The organism is Corallococcus sp. CA053C, assembly GCF_003611675.1.
Lineage (GTDB): Bacteria > Myxococcota > Myxococcia > Myxococcales > Myxococcaceae > Corallococcus.
Map to the genome: position 1 here is coordinate 38649 of NZ_RAWA01000012.1, position 21469 is coordinate 60117.

Consider the following 21469-nt stretch of genomic DNA (forward strand, 5'->3'; position numbering starts at 1 on the left):
GCCTGACGAGGTGTCCCATGACGTCCACCTCCCTTCCCGGGGTCTCGCCCCGGCTTGATGCCTTTGCCTTCCCTTCGAACACGAGCCTCCGGTTCGTATTGCTGCTCGTCTCCGTGCTCGGTGCGAGCACCTTCTTCTTCCGCACCCTCCCGGTGGGCGCCGTCCCGGATGAAGCCTGCATGCAGACCTCCTTCCAGTCGGCGGAGGCGCAGCTCCAGGGGGCGATGGCCAGGCTGACGACGGCCGACCCGCCTGTGGAAATGACGAGCCCAGTGGAAGCAGCGTGCATGCGGCCCTATGTGAAGGCGCTCACCCTGCGAATCTCTGTCGGGATGGCGCTGCTCCTGGGCGTAAGCGCGGTCCTCTTCTGGCTGCTCCCTGCCTGGACCCTCCGACGAAAGGGATTGGTGCCCTTGAAGGGCGCGCAGTTCCCCGAGCTGATGGGCCACCTGGACGGGCTGTGTCGCGAGGCCGGGCTCCAACGCCAGCCCCGGTTCGTGCTCGCTCCCTTCAATCCCTCACCCAGTGGGCATGTCTTCGGAAGGACGCGACGTCACTGGGTGGCGCTCTCCGGCGGGTTGGTGAAGCAGTTCCAGAGCGACCGCCCCCTGTTCGACGCGGTCCTGCGGCATGAGCTGGCACACCTGCGCAACGCGGACGTGGGAAAGGCCTTCTTCTCCGTCGCGCTCTGGTGGGGCTTCCTGCTGGTGGCGCTCCTCCCCTATCTCCTCCAGGGCCTCACGCATGCGATGAAGTCCGCCTGGCCCTGGACGCTCCATACCGCCTGGCGGATGGTCGTGCTCACGGGGCTGGTGGTGCTGGTGCGCAACTCGGTGTTGCGGGTTCGTGAGCTCTACGCCGACCTGCGTGCCTCGGAGCTGCAGGGGCCGGAGGGTGGTGCACTGGAGCGCGTCGTGGCCGCGCTGCCGCGGCCGAAGGGTGGGCGCTGGCGTGAGCTGCTGCGCAACCATCCGCCCCCGGAGAGCCGCGCCCGCGTCCTGACGGGGGAGCAGCGTCTGTCCCGTCCCGCCTGGGGAGAGGCCTTCGCGGTGGGGCTGCTGGCCATGGTCGCCTTCGCCGACATGGACCAGTTCCTGATGTGGCTGCTGGCGGGGACTCCCTTGCGCGACTTCACCCGTGAGGGGGCGGCGCTTGCCTTCATTCCCCTGGCCATCTGCATCACGGGACTGGGCCTCTGGCGTACGGCGTTCTCGGCTTCGAGGCGCGGAGAGTCCCTGCGCGGTGTGGGGCCAAAGCTGGCGCTCTGCCTGGGCGTGGGCCTGGTGCTGGGAGAGTTCCTGTCGTTCGACAAGGCCCTCGAGACGATGACCGTCCCGCTCTTCGCGCGGTATGTGCTCGGGAGCCTGCCCTGGGCCCTGGTGCTGGTGGCCAGCCTGGCACTGCTCTTCCAGTGGATGACGGTCTGCGCCTTGGAGTGGCTGGCGGTGGTCGGGGCTTCCCGTGCGCGCTACCTGGCCTGCGCGGCATGCCTGCTCCTCGTGAGCGCCGCGCTGGTGGAGTGGCTTTCCCAGCTCACGCTGCTCCGCGAGAGCGCGAAGGTCGTGAAGGAGGGCGGGAACCCGGCCCGGCTCGCCCTCTTCATTGGGGGATACGGCTACCTGAAGATGACCTCCTCCGGGTTCTTGCTGATGACGAGCGTGGTTGCCTGGGCGTTCCCCTGGGCCGCACGGTTCTGGCCGCAACGGAGGGAAGCTGTTGCGACGTCTTCGGATCCGCTCGTGCCGCCGCGTCCAGGCCCATGGCGGTTGGACTGGAGACGCGGGGTCATTCCCAGCATGGTGTTCTTCTTCCTCCTGCTGCTCGTCCGGCTCGTGCTGGTCTCCAGCGTGGAGGAAGCGACGCGACGCACCCCACTCTTCCTGGCGGTCTTCTTCGCAGGGCAGGTCTGGTTCGCGGCCCTGCTCCAGGCGGCAGCAGCGGCCCTGGCCGCGGCCCGAGCACCCCGGCTCGGGGTCCTGCAGGGCCTGTTCACGGCCACTGTTTCGGGGGCCCTGATGACGGTGGGAGTGCTGGGTTTGAACCTCCTCTTCGGCGGCAACGTGGACCTGGCCTTCGTCTGGCTCACGCTCAAGGCCATCCTCAATCTGGGGGCCGTGCTCTCACTGGTCGCGGCGCTGGGGGTGTGTGCCGTGCGGGGGGCCGGGCAGGCGGGCTCGGGCCCCTGGAGCGAAAGGGGTAGGCTGCCGCTCGCATGAGCACGAGCGGATCGGCAGGGCCCGGATTCTGGCTGGAGGTGGACCTCGCGCGGGCAGGCGATGAGGTCAGCGCCACGGCGCGAGGCAGCGGGGGCCAACAACCTCCGCCGCACACGTTGGGGCCCGCGCACTCGCCCGAGGCCCTCCGCCGCTTCGGCGAGTGGGTGCGGGACGCGGCCGTGCGCGGGGCCCGCCTGGAGTCTCCCGAGCAGGCGCGCGAGCTGCACTCCGCGCTCTTCCGGAGCGGGCTCCAGGAGGTGCTGCTCGAACTGCGGGGCGTGTTGCGCAACACCGGGAGCAAGAAGCCCCTGCTGCTCAGGCTCCTGCCTCGCGACCGAGAACTCCAGGCCCTTCCGTGGGAGGCGCTCTGTGGACCGCTCGGGGCGCTCGACTTCCTGGGCATCTCACCGGAGCTGTGCATCGTGCGCGGGGTGCAGTCCACGAAGCCCTGGCTTCCGCGTGAGGTGACGGGGGCGGTGCGGCTGCTCGTCGTGTCGCCGCTGGATGTGGAGGCGCCTGCACGCCTTCGCGCCATGCTCCAACCGGCCATCGACTCCGGCGCGCTGGAGTGGATGGAGCCGCTCGTGGGGCCCCGCTCGCGGCGCGACTACGTCATCGACCGGCTCCGTTCGGAGCCCGCGCCGCACATCCTGCACTTCATCGGTCATGGCGGCGTGGACGCGCGCGGTGCCCCGGTCCTCGAACTCACGGACGCGGACGGCGCGCCCGCGTGGCTTCCCGTGGAGCTGCTGGCAAAGGAATTGGCGGGAGCCTTCCGGGGCGACCTGCGCCTGGTGGTGCTCGAAGCCTGTCAGGGCGCGCAACCCGGGACGCTGACGAGCGCGGCGGAATTGCTCGCGCAGGGCGGCGCGGACGCGGTGGTGGCGCACCTGTGGCCGGTGAAGACAGACGTGGCGCGCGCATGCTCGCGGGCCTTCTACCGCGCGCTGGTGGGAGACACGCGGCACCGGGGCGACGTGGCCCGCTGCCTCCACGACGCGCGCAGCACGGTGCTGACGGAGTTCGGAGAGAGCGCCGAGGCGTTCTCTCCCGTGCTGTACCTGCGGGGCAGTGACACCACCCTCTTCTCCTTCCGGCCCGCCCGGGCGAACACCGCGCCTCGTGCGCCCGTGCAGGCCGAGCCGGTGCGAGGAGAGGACCCGTCCCTGCGCGGGCTGCTGGACCTGGTCTCACGTCCCTTCTCCCTGGTGCTGGGCGACCACGGGGGCGCCACGGACGAGGACCTGCGGGAGCTGCTGCACGGCCGGATGCGAGGCACGCCCTGGGCCGTCCCGGAGGCGCTGCCGATGAGCGCGCTCGCGCAGCGGTTCACGCTGCGCTTCGGGCCGAAGACGCTGGACTCGCACTTCCAGGAGGTGTTCCGGGATGCGACGCCCACGCTGCCGCTGGTGGAGGCGCTGGCGCGGCGACTGAAACCCGGCGTGCACATCACGCTCTTGCGCATGCCCGTGCTGGAGCAGGCGCTCGCGCTGCACCGGCCGGAGCTGCCGCTCTATGTCATCCAACCCTCGACGCCCGACGAGGGCTCCGCACTGATCCGTCGTCGCCTGCCGGGGCAGGACTGGGAGCCGCTCGACGCGCTGCCGTCGGACTTCGATCCGTCGCGCGACGTGGCGCTGGTGCGGCTGTACCGGGGCTACCTGCCCGACCACGTCTTTGAAACACCCCTGCTCACGGAAGACGACTACCTGCACGGCGTGCGCGACCTGGAGTCCGTCCTGCCGCCGGACCTGGCGGACGCCATCCTGGGCACGATGGACAGTCGGCCCGCGCTCCTGATGGGACTGTCATTGCTGGCGTGGCACCACCGCATGCTGCTGTCGCGGCTGTTCGGACGCCGGCCGCTGCCGCGCAAGAGCCTGGTGCTGCTGGAGCCCGGGGTGCATGAGGCAGAGTCGTGGAAGTCCGGCCGGGGCCTGCCCGCGGGCGCGGGCGTCCAGGTAGTGCAGGCGGAAGCAGGCGCGGTGGCAGAGGCCCTCGGCGCGGTGACTACTGGAGGCGCGCGATGAGCGGCCCGGTGAATCCCTTCCTCGGGCCGCAGCCCTACCGCGCGGCGGACCGCGAGCGCTTCTTCGGCCGTGAGACGGTGACGCAGCGGCTGGTGAACCGCATCCTCGCGCACCCGTGTCTCACGCTCTTCGGGCCCTCTGGCGCGGGGAAGTCGTCGGTGATGCAGGCCGGGGTGATTCCGCTGCTGGAGGAGGCGCACGAGTTCCGCACGGTGCGCATCGACGGGTGGCTCGCGGGGGAGGCCCCGCTGGCGCGGCTCGTGCGCACGATGCACACGGAGCTGGAGCTGGGGCCGCCGCCGGAGGAAGCGGGGACGGTGCAGGCGCTGGACGCGGCGCTGGAGCTCGCCTCACAGCGGTCGGACCGGCCGGTGCTCATCTACCTGGATCAATTGGAACAGCTCTTCCTGCCCGGGCGCGACGTGGAGGCGACGGGCGCGCTGCTGAAGGGGCTGGACGCGCTGGCGCGCAAGCCGGTGCGCGGGCTGCAACTCGTGCTGGCGATGCGCGAGGACTACCTGGGGCGCTTCCGCGACCGCGTGCGGGGCAGGCGCGAGTTGCTGGAGCAGGGCTTCCGGCTGGGGCCGCTCACCGTGGGCGAGATGGTGAAGGTGTCGTGCCGGCTGGCCACCGAGAAGGGCCTGCCCACGCAGCCGTGGTCCGAGCAGGAGGTGCGCGGGCTGATGCGGCAGGTGCGCATGGCGGGCCAGGGTGATCAGGACGACGACGCCGAGGTGCAGGCCGCGTTCGCGCAGATTGTCTGCCGGGCGCTGTGGGACGAGCGGGCGCGGGGACAGGCCGTGGAGCCCGTCGCCGCAGAGCCGATGGTGCACCGCTACCTGGAGGCGACGCTGGATGCGCTCGGCTCCGACAAGAAGAGGGCAGCGCGCCGACTGCTGGAGCAGTACCTCATCGCGAGCGACGGCAGCCGGACGCTGCTGACAGAGCAGGAGGCCCGCGCCGAGCTGCCGCCCCAGCACGCGGACGAAGTGCTGACGCACCTGGAAGCAGCGGCGGTACTGCACGCGGAGCAGCACCAGGGCAGCCGGTACTTCGAATTGGGACACGACTGGCTCGCGCGCAAGGTGTTCGACCTCAAGCAGCAGCGCATCGAGCATGAGTCGGAGCAGCGACGGCGCCGGCGTGACGCGGCCGAGCGGCGCAAACTCATCGTCCTGGCCTCGGTGGCTGCGGGCGTGGCGGTAATGATGACCCTGCTGCTCATCTGGGCTGTGACAGAGCGGTCCTCGGCGGAGCAGGCAAGGGGCGACGCGATCCGGGCGACGCGGGAAGCCGTCAAGCAGGCGCGAGACGCGCGAGGACTGGCATTGATAACGGGGGCTCGCGACCTGCAAAGCCGCGGCTACACCGTGATGGCCACGAAGCTGCTCCTCGAAGTGCCCGACCCCGCGCAGGCGCGGTGGTGGACACAGCTGGCGCATGACTTCCTGAAGGAACCCCTTCCGGAGCTGACGTTCCAGGGGGCGGACTCGCTGGAGGTCGCGGCCTTCAGCCCGGATGGCCAGCGGGTGGCGGCGGCCTCGTGGGCGAGAAGGGCGTGGGTCTGGCGCGTGGATGGGACGGGCACGCCCGTGATGCTCAAGGGGCATGAGCTTGGCGTCAACTCCGCCATGTTCAGCCCGGATGGGCAATGGGTGGCCACCGCCTCCGACGACATGACGGCGCGGGTGTGGCGCGCGGATGGGAAGGGCTCGCCCGTGGTGCTCAAGGGGCACACGAAGCCCGTCTCCTCCGCCGACTTCAGCCCGGATGGGCAATGGGTGGTGACGGCTTCCAAGGACGGAACGGCGCGGGTGTGGCGCGCGGATGGGAAGGGCTCGCCCGTGGTGCTGAACGGACACGAGGCCGTTGTCCTTTCGGCGCGCTTCAGCCCCGATGGGCGGCGGGTGGTGACCGCGTCGTACGACAACAGGACGGCGCGGGTGTGGCGCGCGGATGGGAAGGGCTCGCCCGTGGTGCTCAAGGGGCACACGAAGCCCGTCTCCTCCGCCGACTTCAGCCCGGATGGGCAATGGGTGGTGACGGCTTCCAAGGACGGAACGGCGCGGGTGTGGCGCGCGGATGGGAAGGGCTCGCCCGTGGTGCTCAAGAGGCATGAGGGTAAGGTCAACTCCGCCGGGTTCAGTCCGGATGGCCGGTGGGTGGTGACGGCTTCCGACGACCATACAGCGCGGGTGTGGAAGGCGGACGGAACGGGCACGCCTGTGGTGCTGGAGGGACATGCGGCCGGCGTCAGGTCCGCGCGGTTCAGCCCGGATGGCCGGTGGGTGGTGACGTCGTCCTGGGACGGGAGCGCGCGGGTGTGGAGGGCGGATGGAAGGGGCACGCCCCTGGTGCTCGATGGGCACGCGGGCTACGTTGGCTCCGCCGAGTTCAGCCCGGACGGACAGCGGATCGTCACGACCTCCATGGACGGGATGCTGCGGGTCTGGAAGGCGACCCGGCTGGAGCTTCCCGTGGTGTTCCAGGGACCTGAGGATCCGGCCGACACGGTCCTGTCCGCGCGGTTCAGTCCGGATGGGCAGCGGGTCGTCACTGCGGGCGTCGACGGAACGGCACGCGTCTGGCGCGCGGAAGGGACGGGAGCACCCGTGGTGCTCGATGGGCACGCGGGCTACGTTGACTCCGCCGAGTTCAGCCCGGATGGGCAACAGGTGGTGACGGTCTCCAAGGACGGGATGGCGCGGGTGTGGAGGGCGGATGGGACGGGCCCCCCGGTGGTGCTGGGGGCGCGGATCAGGTCCCTCGGTTCAGCGCGGTTCAGTCCGGACGGCCAGTGGGTGATAACCACGACCGGGATCATCGGGGGCGCGCCCCAGCTGTGGAAGGCGGACGGGAGCGGAGCACCCCGGCTGCTGGGGCACGACGAGGAAGCGGTCTCCGCCCACTTCAGCCCCGACGGGCAGTGGGTCGTGATCGTGTCGGCCCGAACTCCGACGGTGCTGAGGGCGGATGGAACGGGCACGCCCGTGGTGCTGGAGGCACATGCGGGCAAAGTCACGTCCGCGCGGTTCAGCCCGGATGGCCGATGGGTGGTGACGGCTTACGCCGACGGGAGCGCGCGGGTGTGGAAGGCGGACGGAACGGGCACGCCCGTGGTGCTCAAGGGGCACCAGGACTGGGTCGGCGACGCGCGGTTCAGCCCGGATGGCCAGTGGGTGGTGACGGCTTCCGCGGACAGGACCGCGCGGGTGTGGAGGGCGGATGGAACGGGCACGCCCGTGGTGCTCTACGGGCATCAAGATTCCGTTCACTCCGCCGGGTTCAGCCCGGATGGCCGATGGGTGTTGACGACCGCGAGTGACAGGACCGCGCGGCTGTGGAGGGCGGATGGAACGGGAGCGTCCCTGGTGCTCCAGGACTGTGTTACGGGGGTCGGGTCCGCCGAGTTCAGTCCGGACGGGCGACAGGTACTGGTGGCCTGCGCCTATGGACCGGCGCAGCTCTGGCCCCTGGATGTTCCGGAGCTTCAGCGGCGGCTTCGCTCCATCAACAAGGACTGCCTTCCCCCGGATGTGCGTCGCAGCTATCTGGACGAAGGCGAGGAGCAGGCGCGGAGCAGCTATGCGGAGTGTGAGCGGATCCAGGGACGGGATCCGCTTGTGACGCCGCTACCGACCTCACGGCTGCTGCCCTGAAAGCCTCGCCGCGGGGTCTCCGAGCAGCAGGTAGCCGCGCAAGTCATTGCGCAGCATCCACTGGTAGCCCTGTCGCTTCGGGTCGACGGGGTCCGGAACGCCATACAACTGCGCGTCCTGCCGGGCCCGGTAGCCCTCCAGCAGCGCGTCGTTGACGCCACGGTACGCGCTCATCAGCGCGTCCAGGGCGACGCCCGCGCGGCTGCCATGGGACAAGACCTGGAGCGCGGAGAGGACGCGCGAGGCGCGGCTGCGCGTCATGTCCTCCGTGTCCAGGAACCCCAGCGTCCACGCCAGGTCGCTGTGACCGATGATGCCCAGCGGGCCTCGCGGATTCGCCAGCAGGGCCTGGGGCAGCGCCGCCACGAAGGGACGCTCGCCCGCCTTGGGAAGGCTGTGCAGCACGGAGGCGGGACGGCCCGCGAACCCGCCAGCCCTGGCGATCTGATCCAGCCACGCGTGGAACGCGCTGTTCGGGGGGGTTGCCGCGCCGAAGCACGCGACGCTGAACCACATGCCCCCGGGCAGGAAGGGCGTGTCCCGCAGCAGCGCCCCCGTGAGCGGGGGACCTCCGCCCAGCGTCAGCGCGCCCTGCATCGCCCGCTGTTCCTGGGGAGAAGCCCAGCCCTTCGAGGGCCGCCCCAACCCGTGCGCCACCGTGAGCATCACCGCCGAGCGCGAATTGGCCGCGGCCTCCAGCAGCGCGTCCGGACCCGCGAAGGCGTAGGGAACCTCCTGGACCTTCAGCGCGGGCCGCTTCGCCTTCCACCGCGTCTCCATCACCTGGAGGCACGGCTCCACCAACAACTTGTGTCCCGAGGTGGTGGCCGTCGTCCCATCCCGCGCCGTGTAGAGGAGCATGTCGGGGGCCTCCGGAGGCGCGCCCCGCTTCTCCGCCGCGACCACCTTCTCCGCGTAGGCCGTGTAGCCCGCGAGGTCCGGCTCGCCGTCGGGCAGGCCCACGTGGAGCCGCCCCACGAACGCACCGTGCGCGAGCACGTGTTGCAACTCAATGGACACGTCCGGCAGGTCCCCGAGCAGCAGCAGATACTTCGGTCGTTCCTCCTCGGGGACATCTTCGGCCCGATGCACCGACTCCTTCCATCGCACGGCCGCGTTCGCATCCATGCCGGGAGGAACGCGGTAGCGCATCACGGGAACGCCCTGCTCTTGCTCGCGGTGCTGGAGGAGCGGCTCGATGGCGTGGAGCATGGCATCGCCCGCCGTGCCCACGGGCGCGATGACACCCCAGCGCTGCGCGGCCAAGTCATTCGGGTTCGCGTCGGAGCGCTCCAGCGTCACGCCCTCGGCGCGGCGAGGAAGCGGCGCGGGCCTCGGTGCGTCGTGGGTGGACTCCGCCGGAAGCCCCTCCTCCAGCACGGGCCGGCGGTCGTCGGCGCGAGCGAGCAGGAGCTGCAGCGCTTCATCCTTCACGGGCTCGGGCATCCTTCGGCTCGCAGTAAGAGGACGTCAGCACCGCGGCACAAGGGTCGGTGACCCCAGGTGCAGCGGCCTGACGGACTCGGTGTCCCGCATCTTCGCCGAAGACGCAACGGACCGCTGCTCGGAGGAAGATGGCGCGCGGTGGGGCCGGACCAGCCCTATGCCGACTGAGGACGCCAACATGCCGCTGGACCCATTGCTGGCCGAGCTCACCCGGCATCACTTCCCCAACCCACCCGCGACGCCCGCGCGGATCGCCGCCTTCGAGGCGCGGGTCGGGTGGACGCTGGATCCGGAACTGCGAGCCTTCTACCTGCACTGCGACGGAGCCACCCTCTTCAAGCGCTTCCCGCACGCGAACTACCACCTGCTGCCGCTCGCTGAAATCCAACGCGCACGGGCCGCCATGAGACCACGCGACGACGACAGCTTCGGCCCGGCGTCCTGGTACACCCTCGTCGACCTTCAGGACTCCGACTACGTCATCCTCGACGTGGCCCATCCGAAGGACGGCCGCTACCCGATCCTCGACGGGTACCACGAGACCTTCCCCGAAGGCGTGCGCCCCATCGCCGCGTCCTTCCGTGAGTTCCTGGAGAAGGCGCTGGCCAGTGGAGATGCGTTCTTCTGGTTGGATGGATAGCGCCTGCCCCCGCCCACCGGCATGCACCCGGTGGGCGGCGGCATCACTGCCTACTGATAGGTGTCCAGGTAGGCGCGGTGGCTGTTGGAGAACTCGAAGTTGGTGAACTTGTCCCAGTTGATGGACCAGGTCATCAGCCCCTTGAAGCCCGGGTAGCCGCCCGCCTTGCGCAGCACGTAGGTGCCTCCGAAGGACTGGCCCTTCATCAGGTAGTCCAGCGCCTTCTGCACGTTGGCCGGCGTCGTGTAGCCACCGCCCGCGGCCTGCGGCGAGGACGGCAGGCCGATGATGACCTGCGCGGGCTGGAGCGCCGGGAAGATGGCGCTGGCGTTGCCTCCCACGGGGAAGCCCTGCAGCAGCATCTCCGCCATCGCCACGTGGAAGTCCGGCGTGCCCTGCGCGTAGGCGCGGCCATCCAGCCCCGTCACCGTGCCGGTGTTGTAGTGCTGCACGTGCAGGTACGTCAGCCGGTCGCGCAGCGCGTGGATGACCGGCAGGTACGCACCCCACGGGCCGCCGTACGCCGCGTAGCCGCCCTGCACGTAGGCGGTCTCCGGCGCCATGGTGAGCAGGAGGCCCGCGTTGTCGTTGAGGAGCTGCCGGGTGCCGGCGATGAGGTTGAGGATGCGCGGCGTCGTGGGGCTGCGGAAGTCGGTGTCACCACCGTTGAGCGCCAACGAGCTGCCCTCCAGGTCCAGGTCCAGGCCGTCAAAGCCATACGTGTTGATGAGCCCCTGCATGCTGCTCACGAAGTTCTGCTTCGCCGCCGCGTCGTCCAGGTGGATGGTGCCGTTCGCGCCGCCCAGGGAGATGAGGACCTTGCGGCCCTGTGCCTTGAGCGTGGCGATGTCTGCCTTGAACTCGGCGACCGTCGCGTTGTACGGCGTGAAGCCCATGGTGCCCGACCCCGCGCCTGGCACCGGCTCCGCGAAGGCGACCTGGATGACATTGAACTTGGACGAGATGTCGCGCAGCCGGATGTTCGTGGAGCCGTTGTCGAAGTTGTGCCAGTAGCCGACCAGCACCTTGCTGCCCGAAGGCTGCGTGTTGCTCGTCGTCGCGGAGATGCTGTTGCTCGCGGAGGACCGGTTGCCCGCCGCATCCCGCGCCTTCGCCGTGAACGTATACGTGGTGTTCGCCGCGAGCCCCGTCACGGTGACGCTCGTCGTCGTGCTCGTGGCCGCGGCCGTCGCACCCCCGTTGACGAAGACCTCGTAGCCCGTGACGCCCACGTTGTCGGAGGACGCGTTGAACGCCAGCGACACGCTGCTGGCCGTCACGCCGGTGGAGCGCAGCGAGCCGGGCGCGGTGGGGGCCTGGGTGTCCACCGGAGGCAGCGTGGGCGTCGTGGTGCTGAACGCCGCGCTCGCCGCCGAACGGTTGCCCGCCGCGTCACGCGCCTTCACGGTGAAGCTGTACGTGGTGTTCGCCGCGAGCCCCGTCACGGTGGCATTCGCCGCCGTGCTGGTGACCGCCGCCGTCGCGCTGCCGTTGACGAAGATTTCATAGCCCGTGACGCCCACGTTGTCGGACGAAGCGCCCCACGCGAGCGATACGCTGTCGAACGTCTTGGACGGAGACGTCAGCCCCGTGGGCGCGGTGGGGGCCTGGGTGTCCGCGGGCGGGTTGCCCGTGCGCTCCAGCCACAGGGCGAGGACGTTGGGCGGCTCCCAGCCCACCAGGGACGTGTGCGATTGCCGGCAGTCGTAGCCCTTGCCGCCATACGACGCGATGTCGCCCACGACATACGCGACGTTCGGGGCCCAGGCACCGCGGTCCGCCGCGGCGGCCAGGGCGGGGAACAGCAGCAGGAGCAGCGTGGCGGTGGCCATCCGCGCGGACCGGGCCGCGCGGGAGGGGGGACGAGGGGGATGCATGGGGTGAAGCCTCCCAGGGAGAAGGTGCGGCCCAAGGGAGGACGGACCCCATCAATTCGGGTCAAACGTCCCGAAAGATTCCCAACGGCCCCGGCTCCGTCCGCTGCTTCTTCAGGATGAAACCCACTCGTGACAAACCACCGGAGGGCTTCCACCCCGCCCCGGGCAATGGCCATGTGCCTGTTATTGTCCACCCATGCCACAGGGCCCGAACCTCGATGACTTCGTCCTCCTCAAGCGCCTGGCCCTGGGCGCGATGTCCGAGGTGTTCCTCGCGGAGGTGAAGGGCGCGGTGGGGCCGGACCGACTGGTGGCGCTCAAGCGGATGCGCCCGGAGGTCGCGGGCGACGACGCGTGGGTGCGGCAGTTCCTGGACGAGGCCCACCTGTCCACCCTGCTCCACCACCCGTACCTCGCGCGGCTGCGTGCCTTCGGGCAGCAGGACGGGCTGCTGTTCCTGGTGTTCGAGTACGTGCACGGCCTCACGCTGGCGCAGCTCCTGGAAGCCCGCCGCACAGCGGGATTGGGACCGCTGCCATGGGCCCACGCGGTGCGCATCGCCGCGACCGTGGCCGAGTGCCTGGCCCACCTGCACACGCTGCGCGGGCGTGACGGACAACCGCTGGGGCTCATCCACCGCGACCTGCATCCCGGCAACGTGATGCTCGCCGACACCGGGTCCGTGAAGCTGCTCGACTTCGGCATCGCGCGGCGGACGGGGCGCCTGACCGAGACACAGCCCGGACAGGTGAAGGCCCGGCTGGAGTACGCCGCGCCCGAGCAACTCCGGGAGGCACCGCTGGAGCCCTGGACGGACGTGCATGGACTGTCATTGACGCTCTACGAGCTGCTCTCCGGCGTGCAGCCCTTCCGGCGCGACAGCCCGGCGCGCACGATGGACGCGGTGTTGACGGAGGTGCCGCGAGGGCTCGGGGCCGTACGCCCCGCCGTGCCCGCGCCGCTCCAGAAGAGCGTGACGGCGGCGCTGTCCAAGACGCCCTCGCAGCGCCCGTCGCTGCTGGAACTGCGGACGGTGTTCGACCAGTCGCTGCGCACCGCCGGCGCACCGCTGGTGGGCCTGCCCGAGCTGGCCGAGCTGGTGGCCCCGTTCCTTCCCGGCGCGGGGCGGCTGCCCTGGGGCCAGGACCGCGCGCGGGAGGTGGCCACCGCCACGCTCAGCACCGGGTCCTCGCACGCGACGTCGCCCACGAAGGGCTGAGGCTTCAGCCGCCGGCCTTCAACCCGTAGCGGTGGAGCAGGCCGTGGACGTGGCTGCGCGCCAGCCCCGCCGTGCGCGCCACCTCCGAGATGTTGTTGTCGCACTTCGCGAGCAGCGCCGTGAGGTACTCGCGGGTGAAGGCCTCCACCAGCTGCTCCTTGGCCTCCTTGAAGGTCAGCCCGCTCAGGTCCCGGGGCGCGGCGACAGCACTCACCGGCTGCGCGTCCGGCAGGTCCACCTCCCCGGCCGCGAGGACGCGGTGCACGAAGTTGCGCAGCTCGCGCACATTGCCCGGCCAGTCGTAGCCGACCAATCGCTGCACCAGCGCGTCCGTCAGCGGGAAGTCTGGATGGCCCGCCTGCTCGAAGAGGTGCCGCGCGAGCAGGGGGATGTCCTCCGAACGCTCACGCAGCGCGGGGACCCGCACCGGCACCACCGCGAGCCGGTAGTAGAGGTCCGCGCGGAAGCGGCCCGCGGCCACCTCCGCCTTGAGGTCACGGTGCGTGGCGGCCACCACGCGCACGTCCACGTCCCGCGTGGCGTTGTCGCCCACCCGGCGCACCGTGCCCGACTCCAGCACGCGGAGCAGCTTCGGCTGGAGCTCCAGCGGCAGCTCACCCACCTCGTCGAGGAACACCGTGCCGCCATGCGCGTTCACCAGGTGGCCCTGGCGCTCGGCGTGCGCGCCCGTGAAGGCGCCCTTCGCGTGGCCGAACAGCTCGCTCTCGATGAGCGACGGCACCACCGCGCCGCAGTCCACGATGACGAAGGGCTTCCCAGCGCGCGGCGAGTGCTGGTGGAGCGCCTCCGCGAGCAGCTCCTTGCCGGTGCCCGTCTCGCCCAGCAGCAGCACGGAGAAGGAGGAGCGCGCGGTGCGCTCCAGCACGCCGAAGAGCCGCTGCATCGCGGCGCTCTGGCCCAGCGCGCGTCCGAAGGCGGTGCGGGGCGTGAGGGCCCCTGCATCGTCCGACGCTTCGGGCACCACGAGCAGCGTCGTCTTGCCCAGGGAGAAGCGGGCCTCGCTGGCGACGGTGACCTCGTGGATGCGCACGCCCAGGGACCACGTGCCGTTGCGCGAACCCACGTCGCGGACCCGCACGCCCTCCGGCCGGGCCTGCAACTCCAGGTGGACGCGGGACACCGTCGGGTCGCTCAGCTGGAGGCCGCCTTCGACCTGGGTGCCCACCAGCAGCGTGCCTTCCAGAACGACTTCCCGCCGTGCGTCGGGGCCCATCTCCACGACGACGCGGAAGCGGGGGCCGCGCGCATCGGGCCGCCCCTCCGCCAGGGCACCAGGGGAGAGCGGCTCGGTGGAGGAAGCGCCCATGGGTTATGGCAACATAGGACCGCCCATGGCGCTCCACAAGCAACCCTCATCGTGCGCCACCTGTGGGCTTCCCCTGCCCTTCGCGGGGTCCCCGTGCACCGATTGCACCGCCATCACCCAACACGCGGGCGAGGCCGGGTGGCGGGCCCGCACGTCGGCGCGGCGCTCGCTGACACCGGGGGACCTGCTGGAGGGCAAGTGGCGGCTGGAGGAGTTGCTGGGCGCCGGTGGCATGGGGCAGGTGTACCGGGCGTTGGACGTCGCGCTGGAACGCACCGTGGCCATCAAGCTGCTTCATGAAGCGCTGTGCGAGGATCCGGAGAGCGTGGCGCGCTTCGAGCGGGAGGCACGCGCGATGGCGCGGCTGGAGCACCCGCACATCACGCCCATCCACGCGGTAGGTCAGGAGGGCGGACGGCCCTTCATCGTGATGAAGCACCTGGAGGGGATGTCGCTGGCGCGCTACCTGCGGTCGGTGCCCGGTCCCCTGCCCGTCGCGGAGGTGCTCGCCCTGGCGAGGCAGCTCTGCGCCGGATTGGACTTCATCCACCAGCGCGGCTGCGTGCACCGCGACATCAAGCCCGCGAACATCTTCCTGTCGCCCGGCGGGCGCGCGACGCTGCTCGACTTCGGCATCCTCTGGGAGCACCGCGGCGAGGAGGCCACCCGGAGTGGCCTGCGGCTGGGAACGCCCAGCTACATGGCGCCGGAGCAGGCGCGGGGTGAACCGGTCGACGGCCGCGCGGACCTGTATTCGTTGGGTCTGGTGTTGCTGGAGGCGCTGACGGGCCTGCCGCCCGCGAGCACGTGTCGGCTTCTCGGGGAGGGGCCGCGCGATGCGGCGCGAGCGCTGCGGGAACAGGCGCCGTGGTTGTCATTGCCGCTGACGGAGGTGCTCGTCCGCGCCACCGCGATGAATCCGGAGCAGCGTCACGCGGGGGCGCTCGCGCTGCTCACGGCGATGGAGGACGCGGAGCGTGTGGCCTTGAGTCCTCCGAAGGGAGCTATGCCTTCGGCGACACCGGCTCACGCCCCTGGCGTGCCCTGGCGGAAGCGCATGCGGCCCTTGTCCCTGGCGGCGCTGGGGGGCGTGGGTGTGGCTGTCCTGGTCTTTGGCGCGCTCACGCTCCGGAACCTGCACGAGGCTCCGAACGCTTCGGTGGCGCGTGAGGAGCCCGGGGTTCAAGCACCCGCCACCGTGGCTCCGGCACCGTCCGGAGGACCCGCGAGGTCAGCGGATTCCTCGTCAGGGACCGAGCCCACGCCGAAGGCATCCGTGAAGACAGCGGCCTCCGCGTCGGATGCGGCGAACGTGCCGGAGCCACGCACCACCACCGCGCCCGTATCCAAGACCGCCCCCACCCACCGGGCCCGCGTCCCGGCCAGGTCCGCGCCGTCGGCCCTCAAGGGCAGTGCCCCCCGGCAGGTCGCCACCCACGGCCAGGGTGAGCTGCGCGTGGTGACCGTGCACGACGGCAAGACGGTCTGGGCCGACGTCAGCGTGGATGGCAAACACCACGGCGCGACGCCCGTGTCCCTGGAGCTGCCCGAAGGACGGCACTCCGTCCGGGTGGAGCGCGACGGCTTCGCTCCCCAGCAGCGCCAGGTGGACGTCCTCCCGGGAACCAAGGCCGTGGTCCGCATCGAGCTCCAGCCATGAGCGCCGCTGGGTTCTTGCTCTCCCTGCTGCTCGCCTCCCCCGGCACCGAGCCCCGCGAAATGGAAGCGGCGCTCCAGGCCCTGTCGGAAGCGGACTTCGAAGCCGCGCTGTCCCGCGTGGAAGCAGGGCTGCGGCAGACCCGCGATGAAACACAGATCGCACGCCTGCGCCTCATCCAGGGCGAGGTCCACGCGGCCCTCCGTCAGTACGCCCAGATGGAGACCGCCTTCGCCCAGGCGCTCGAAGCGGATCCGGACGCGCACCTGGATCCGGAGCGCGTGCAGCCCACCGTGGTGACCCTCTTCGAGAGCCTGCGCTCCCGGCTCCAGGGCGTGCTCACCGTCGACGTCGAACCCTCCAGAGCGGAGCTGCACCTGGACGGGCGCCAGCTCGGGCAGGCCCCGTGGCAGGGGTCGGTCCCCATTGGCACGCACACGCTGGACGTGGGCCCGGGGCTGACCACGCTCCAGGTCAAGGTGCGTCCCGGCCGCACGGAGCAGGTGCGCGTCGTCCTTCCGTCGCCCGCGCCAGTGTCCGCGTCCTTCGTCTCCACGCTCGCGTTCAGCGCCCAGGTGCGGGCCGCGCTGGGGCTGGCCCCGCTGTCGGGCGCGGGCATGGAAGCCGGTGCGAGACTTTCCGGCACGTATGTCTTTGGCGAACTCAACGCCACCGTGGGAAGCCAGTTCGGCGCCGCCGCGCGCGTGGGCGCCCAGGCGCCTCGGCTCATCGGGCCCCTGACCTTCTTCCTGTCCTTGGATGGCTATGCGTTGGGAGGCCCTGCCCTCTTCGGCGGAGGGCTGTCCGCGGGCGCGAGCCTTTCCCTCTCCCGGAAGTTCGACGTCTTCGCCGAGCTGAGCGGACGCTGGCTCCCGTCGAGCGACACGTACCGGAGCACGCACCTGCTGGGAGTCTCCGGCCTGCGCCTCACACCCGGCCGGTAGGCCTCAGCGGGCTCGCCGCCGATGTGCGCGCCAGAGCCACGCCCCCAGGAGCAACGGCAGCCCCCCGAAGGCTCCAGGCGCCGACGAGCACGTCCAGGGCCCGCCCCCGTCCTCGTCTCCATCCCCAGGAAGGACGTTGGCCGGATCGACCGAGAGCGAAGCCGGAAGGAAATCCCCGTGCGACGCCGTCAACGTCACCGTGCCGCCCGAGTCCTTGGGGTGGAAGTACACGCGGCGCTCGGAGCCCCCCTTGGGAAGGACCACCCGCGCCACGGGAGAATCACAATCCGCATCCTCGTGGAAGTCGCCCGCGCCGCCGTTCACGGCCAGGGCCACCTCGGCGTCATAGGGCGAGGGCGCGAGCGTCCCGTTCTCGGACGACCGCAGCGACACCTCCACCGCGAGGCATCCCGATGACCCGGACGCAGCCACCGGCCGCTGCAATTCCAGACGGCTGGCCATGGGCGCGGCGCTCACCCGCACGTCGTCGAAGTCGAAGGAGCCCGTGAAGGTCCCCGTGTCGCTCCACGGCTCGCCCACCATGACCTGCTCCACCATGTTGGCCGCGCCGCGGAAGTCCTGCCCGCTGAGCGCCGTCCCCTGTTCAATCCCATCCACCCAGAGCCGGGCCTCGCCAGAGGTCGTCCCCAGTCCCCGGATGCCGAACTCCACCAGGTACCAGCGATCCGCCGCCACGTCCGAGCCATGCAGGCTCACGTAGGTCCGGCCCGAACCACTCCGCGCCGCCAGCTCCCAGCGGAGCCCGGGCAGGAGGACGAGCCGCAGCTCCACCAGCATCGGCAGGCCCTGCATCAGCACCACGTTCCCTGTCGTGCCCACCGCCCGCATGCGCAGCCACGAGCGCATGTGGAACTCGGAGGTCAGCGAGGCCCGCACGACATTGATGCTCGCCTGCGAGCCGGAGACGCTGTCCCGGTCCACCACGGTGAACCCGTACCGCCCCCGGTGGGCCCCCGCCGTTCCGCTGGCGAGGGTGTTGGGACTGAACGGCACCGCATCGTCCCAGCGGCCCGCGGGCGAATCCTCCACGACCAACGTGCCCGTCTCGAAGTCGTCCGCGAACCAATCGGAGGCAGCGGCGGGCAGGGATGACAGGAGCAGACAGCCCCCCAGCACCCCGCCCCACACCGACCGCCTGGCCCTTCCTGCTCGCATCTGGATGAAGTCTAGCAGCATGGTTCGCAGGAAGGGTCGTACCCCTGTGGCCTAGCGCAGCACCGTCAGGTCAACCCGGTCCGCGTTGAGGGTGTAGCCGGAGGACGCGCTGTTCTTGCGGCCGGACACCTTCACCGTGAGCGAGTGCGTCCCCGCGCTCAGCACCGGGCTGGTCCACATCAGCTTCTGCTCCTGGCGGGTGGCCGCATAGAAGTCCACGTCCACCGCCGTGCCGCCGTCGATGGACACCGCCGCGATGCCGTGGTGCGACGCCGCGGAGCCGTACAGCTTCGCCTGCGTGCCGTTGAAGCGCACGACGTAGGTGGAGTTGGTGGTGCTGGAGAAGTGGTCGTCGGACTGGAACTTCCCCGTGCCCGTGCCCGCCTCCCACGTGCCCGTGTACTCGAACTGCTCCAACCCGGTGCCCACCACGCTGTCATTGAGCTGCACGGAGACCGTCGTCTGCCCGCTCGCCGTCACCGTCACGGCGGTGCTCGACGCGCTGTTGCTGGCGGCGTCGAACGCCTTCACCACCAGCGAGTGCTGACCCGCGGTCGCGGCCCAGGTGAAGGCGTAGGGCGCCGCGGTGTCCTCGGACACCTTCGCGCCATCCACCCAGAGCTCCGTCTTCACGACGCCGACGTTGTCCGCCGCCGTCGCCTGCACCGTCACGTTGCCCACGGCCACCGTGCCGCCGGTGGGCGCGGTGATGCTCACCGTGGGCGCCGTGGTGTCGCCCTGCGTCGCGGTCAGCACGTCCACGCGGTCCGCGCTGATGTAGTAGCCGGTGGAGGCGGCGTTCTTGCGGCCGGACACCTTCACCGTGAGCGAGTGCGTCCCGGCGCTCAGCACGGAGCTGGTCCACAGCAGCTTCTGGTCCTGACGGGCGGAGGCATAGAGGTCCACGTCCACCGCCGCGCCGCTGTCCACCGACACGGTCGCGATGCCGTGGTGCGGGGCCGCCGCGGCGTACAGCTTCGCCTGCGTGCCATTGAAGCGGACCACATAGCTGGAGTTGGTGGTGTTGGAGAAGTGGTCGTCGTCCTGGAACTTGCCCGTGCCCGTGCTCACCTCCCAGGTGCCGAGGTACTCGAACTGGCCCGTGCCGGTGCCGACCGTGTTGTCATTGAGCTGCACGGTGTTGCCGGTGGGCGGCGGCGTCTGGGCCAGGGGGAAGGCCTTGATCATCGGCAGCATCGGATCATCCGGCCCGAAGTTCAGCTCGCAGCCGGACGGCGTCGTGGCCTGCCAGGTCCAGACGAAGACGGCCGCCGCGCGGCCCGCGAGGTACTGCTCGAACTTCTTGCGCATGGCGTCCCGGCGCCCGGTGCGCGTGGTGCGGCAGCCGCTGTCCGCGGCCTGGATGCCCGTCTCACCCACGATGAGCGGCTTGTTGAGCGCGTCCATCGCCCGCAGGGCCGGCGCGAAGTGCGGGGAGACGATGGTGTTGCCGTTGTTGTAGTCGTAGTCGTACTCGTGGAGGCTGCCCACGTCGACGTTGGGGACGTCGTGGAGGGACTGGAAGCCCGCCTCGCCACCGTAGGCCCACGGCGCCCAGGAGCCGGAGCTGATGAGGTGGTTCGGGTCGATGCCCTTGATGGTGGTGCTCGCGTCGTTGAAGAACGCCTTGATGGTGGCGGTGTCGGCGTCACCCGGCTCGTTGAGCAGCTCCCACATGCCCACCGACGCGGAGCCCTTGAAGCGCGTGACGACCTCGCGCGCCCAGGGGATGTAGTTGGTGCGGTAGCCGCTGGAGTACCAGGAGGGCTGCTTGCCGCTGCCATCGCTGCCGTTGTAGCCGTCCCACTCGCCGCAGTAGCTGCGGCCGTCGGCCAGCGTCAGCACCAGCTTCTGGTTGTACTTCTCCGCCGCGGCCACGACCTTCTCCAGGCGCGCCAATCCCTGCGGCTTGAACGCCCAGGTGCGCACCAGGCTGTTGGGACGCAGGCCCGCGAAGAAGGCATCCAGTTGCGCGTCATTGGGGGCCGCGCCACAGCCCGTCAGCGGAAAGGCATTCACGCCCACCATCTGATACGGCGCGCCGTTGAGGTAGAGCTGCTTGCCCTGCCGGTAGAGGAAGTTGGAAGGCACGGCCAGGGCGGCCGGTTCGGAAGCCAGCACGTCCTCGCCCTCCTCCCCGGGCATCGCGTTGCACGCGGCCAGCAGGGAGAGGGAACAAAGCCCGAGGATGCGGCGGAGAGGTGAAGCCATTCGCACGGATGAACTCCAGGAAGCGAGGGGGAGTGCTGCCGGCCCGCCCTTGAGCAATCGCTGTACCAGCCCCGCATCCGCTGAAATCCGTGTGTTCCCAGAAGCAGCAGCGTCCTTCCCTGCCCGCACCTGACCTGCCGGGAGGACAGGACCTGTCCACGGCAGAGGACAGGTCCCCCACGCCGCACGCACCCGCCGCGCGAGTGCAATGCAGGGCCGTTCCAGGGATGCTCCTCCGGCTCCAAGCCCGCGGTGGGACGGGAGCGTGGGAAGGGTGATGCGTGAGTGAAGAGATCGTCTACCGCCATGCCATCGAGGGGCTCTTCCTGCGCTCCGCGGGCAAGCGCGTCACGCCGGAGCTCAAGCAGCAGCTGCGCGCCATCGGGTTGGACCTGGACGAGAAGATCCCCCACCACACGCCCCGCCGCGTCTTCGCCGAGGCGCTGCGCCTCACCGCGGCGCACCTCTACCCGGACGTGGACGCGCAGGAGGGCTACCGCAGGCTCGGCCAGGGCATCATCACCGGCATGGAATACACCCTGCTGGGCAAGGCGCTCGTGTCCCTGTGGCCCATCTTCGGACCCGACCGCGTCCTCTCCCGCATGCAGGAGAGCTTCGCCACGGTGAACAACTACATGAAGACGCAGCTCATCACCCACGGCCGCGCGAACCACACCATCAAGGTGAGCGAGTGCAACGGCAACCCCGGCTACCTCCTGGGCATCATCGAAGCGGGGCTGACCCGCGCCGGGGCCAGGAACGTCCACGTCGAACCCTTCGACTTCGACGGCCACGCCTGCGCCTACCGGGTGCGCTGGGAATCGTGAGCGCGGGGCCTCCCCCGGACCGGAGGGCTTTTTCGTAACCTCAGAAAAAGATACCAACGGGTCGGTTTGTGGTGGCCTGTAGGGGAATTCCGGGTCTAATAGGGAAAGCAACCCCCTTCGACCTTCCTGGCCGCCATGCCCCCAGACACCTCCGCTTCCATCTCCGCCCCCGGGGAAGGCCCCTCGCGTTGGCGCAAGCCGCTGCTGGCGGCGGGCCTGGGCCTGGGGGTGGTGCTGGCC

General features: G+C 70.5%; 13 protein-coding genes. 8 read left to right on the top strand and 5 right to left on the bottom strand.

What is annotated here, in order from left to right; translation table 11 throughout:
- The first annotated feature begins 17 nt into the window (after positions 1-17).
- From D7V97_RS03175 to D7V97_RS03185, 3 genes are read left to right on the top strand one after another with little or no spacing between them, the layout of a single operon-like run.
- Entirely contained in the window at positions 18-2216 is a 2199-nt protein-coding gene (locus D7V97_RS03175) for a M48 family metalloprotease (protein WP_120609088.1), read from the top strand.
- Complete coding sequence (locus D7V97_RS03180; protein WP_120609089.1) at positions 2213-4246, top strand: CHAT domain-containing protein; 2034 nt, start codon at positions 2213-2215, stop codon at positions 4244-4246. The genes D7V97_RS03175 and D7V97_RS03180 overlap by 4 nt, the downstream gene beginning before the upstream one ends.
- Positions 4243-7905, top strand: a complete 3663-nt coding sequence (locus D7V97_RS03185; RefSeq protein ID WP_120609090.1) for a hypothetical protein — start codon at positions 4243-4245, stop codon at positions 7903-7905. The genes D7V97_RS03180 and D7V97_RS03185 overlap by 4 nt, the downstream gene beginning before the upstream one ends.
- Here the strand turns inward: D7V97_RS03185 and D7V97_RS03190 are convergent.
- A complete protein-coding gene (locus D7V97_RS03190) occupies positions 7888-9339 on the bottom strand; it encodes a hypothetical protein (protein WP_233582488.1) in 1452 nt (483 codons plus the stop codon). The genes D7V97_RS03185 and D7V97_RS03190 overlap by 18 nt on opposite strands.
- 190 nt (positions 9340-9529) lie before the next feature.
- Between D7V97_RS03190 and D7V97_RS03195 the strand changes: the two genes are divergently transcribed.
- Complete coding sequence (locus tag D7V97_RS03195; protein ID WP_120609104.1) at positions 9530-9991, top strand: SMI1/KNR4 family protein; 462 nt, start codon at positions 9530-9532, stop codon at positions 9989-9991.
- Positions 9992-10041: 50 nt separating this feature from the next.
- Here D7V97_RS03195 and D7V97_RS03200 read toward each other — a convergent pair whose 3' ends face one another.
- Positions 10042-11868, bottom strand: coding sequence for a glycosyl hydrolase family 18 protein (locus D7V97_RS03200; RefSeq protein WP_120609092.1), 1827 nt, complete (start codon positions 11866-11868; stop codon positions 10042-10044).
- 196 nt (positions 11869-12064) lie between these two features.
- Between D7V97_RS03200 and D7V97_RS03205 the strand changes: the two genes are divergently transcribed.
- Complete coding sequence (locus D7V97_RS03205; RefSeq protein WP_120609093.1) at positions 12065-13087, top strand: serine/threonine-protein kinase; 1023 nt, start codon at positions 12065-12067, stop codon at positions 13085-13087.
- Positions 13088-13091: 4 nt separating this feature from the next.
- Here D7V97_RS03205 and D7V97_RS03210 read toward each other — a convergent pair whose 3' ends face one another.
- Positions 13092-14414: a sigma 54-interacting transcriptional regulator gene (locus D7V97_RS03210; RefSeq protein ID WP_120609094.1), complete on the bottom strand. Its 1323-nt coding sequence runs from the start codon at positions 14412-14414 to the stop codon at positions 13092-13094.
- Here D7V97_RS03210 and D7V97_RS03215 point away from each other — a divergent pair.
- Positions 14413-16074, top strand: coding sequence for a serine/threonine-protein kinase (locus tag D7V97_RS03215; RefSeq protein WP_147444668.1), 1662 nt, complete (start codon positions 14413-14415; stop codon positions 16072-16074). The genes D7V97_RS03210 and D7V97_RS03215 overlap by 2 nt on opposite strands.
- On the top strand, positions 16071-17015 hold the full coding sequence (locus D7V97_RS03220; RefSeq protein ID WP_120609096.1) for a PEGA domain-containing protein: 945 nt from the start codon (positions 16071-16073) through the stop codon (positions 17013-17015). The genes D7V97_RS03215 and D7V97_RS03220 overlap by 4 nt, the downstream gene beginning before the upstream one ends.
- A gap of 3 nt (positions 17016-17018) precedes the next feature.
- On the opposite strand, the gene D7V97_RS03225 is transcribed toward D7V97_RS03220, so the two are convergent.
- Both D7V97_RS03225 and D7V97_RS03230 read right to left on the bottom strand, forming a co-directional pair.
- Complete coding sequence (locus tag D7V97_RS03225; protein ID WP_147444669.1) at positions 17019-18152, bottom strand: LamG-like jellyroll fold domain-containing protein; 1134 nt, start codon at positions 18150-18152, stop codon at positions 17019-17021.
- 90 nt (positions 18153-18242) lie between these two features.
- Entirely contained in the window at positions 18243-20402 is a 2160-nt protein-coding gene (locus tag D7V97_RS03230; protein WP_120609098.1) for an Ig-like domain-containing protein, read from the bottom strand.
- A gap of 281 nt (positions 20403-20683) precedes the next feature.
- Here D7V97_RS03230 and D7V97_RS03235 point away from each other — a divergent pair, with 281 nt between their 5' ends.
- On the top strand, positions 20684-21229 hold the full coding sequence (locus tag D7V97_RS03235) for a DUF2378 family protein (RefSeq protein ID WP_120609099.1): 546 nt from the start codon (positions 20684-20686) through the stop codon (positions 21227-21229).
- The last annotated feature ends 240 nt before the right edge of the window (positions 21230-21469 follow it).

Coding starts and splice junctions, on each gene's coding strand:
- D7V97_RS03175 (WP_120609088.1), top strand. CDS start 18: ATGACGTCCACCTCCCTTCCCGGGGTCTCGCCCCGGCTTGATGCCTTT.
- D7V97_RS03180 (WP_120609089.1), top strand. CDS start 2,213: ATGAGCACGAGCGGATCGGCAGGGCCCGGATTCTGGCTGGAGGTGGAC.
- D7V97_RS03185 (WP_120609090.1), top strand. CDS start 4,243: ATGAGCGGCCCGGTGAATCCCTTCCTCGGGCCGCAGCCCTACCGCGCG.
- D7V97_RS03195 (WP_120609104.1), top strand. CDS start 9,530: ATGCCGCTGGACCCATTGCTGGCCGAGCTCACCCGGCATCACTTCCCC.
- D7V97_RS03200 (WP_120609092.1), bottom strand. CDS start 11,868: ATGCATCCCCCTCGTCCCCCCTCCCGCGCGGCCCGGTCCGCGCGGATG.
- D7V97_RS03205 (WP_120609093.1), top strand. CDS start 12,065: ATGCCACAGGGCCCGAACCTCGATGACTTCGTCCTCCTCAAGCGCCTG.
- D7V97_RS03215 (WP_147444668.1), top strand. CDS start 14,413: ATGGGTTATGGCAACATAGGACCGCCCATGGCGCTCCACAAGCAACCC.
- D7V97_RS03210 (WP_120609094.1), bottom strand. CDS start 14,414: ATGGGCGCTTCCTCCACCGAGCCGCTCTCCCCTGGTGCCCTGGCGGAG.
- D7V97_RS03220 (WP_120609096.1), top strand. CDS start 16,071: ATGAGCGCCGCTGGGTTCTTGCTCTCCCTGCTGCTCGCCTCCCCCGGC.
- D7V97_RS03230 (WP_120609098.1), bottom strand. CDS start 20,402: ATGGCTTCACCTCTCCGCCGCATCCTCGGGCTTTGTTCCCTCTCCCTG.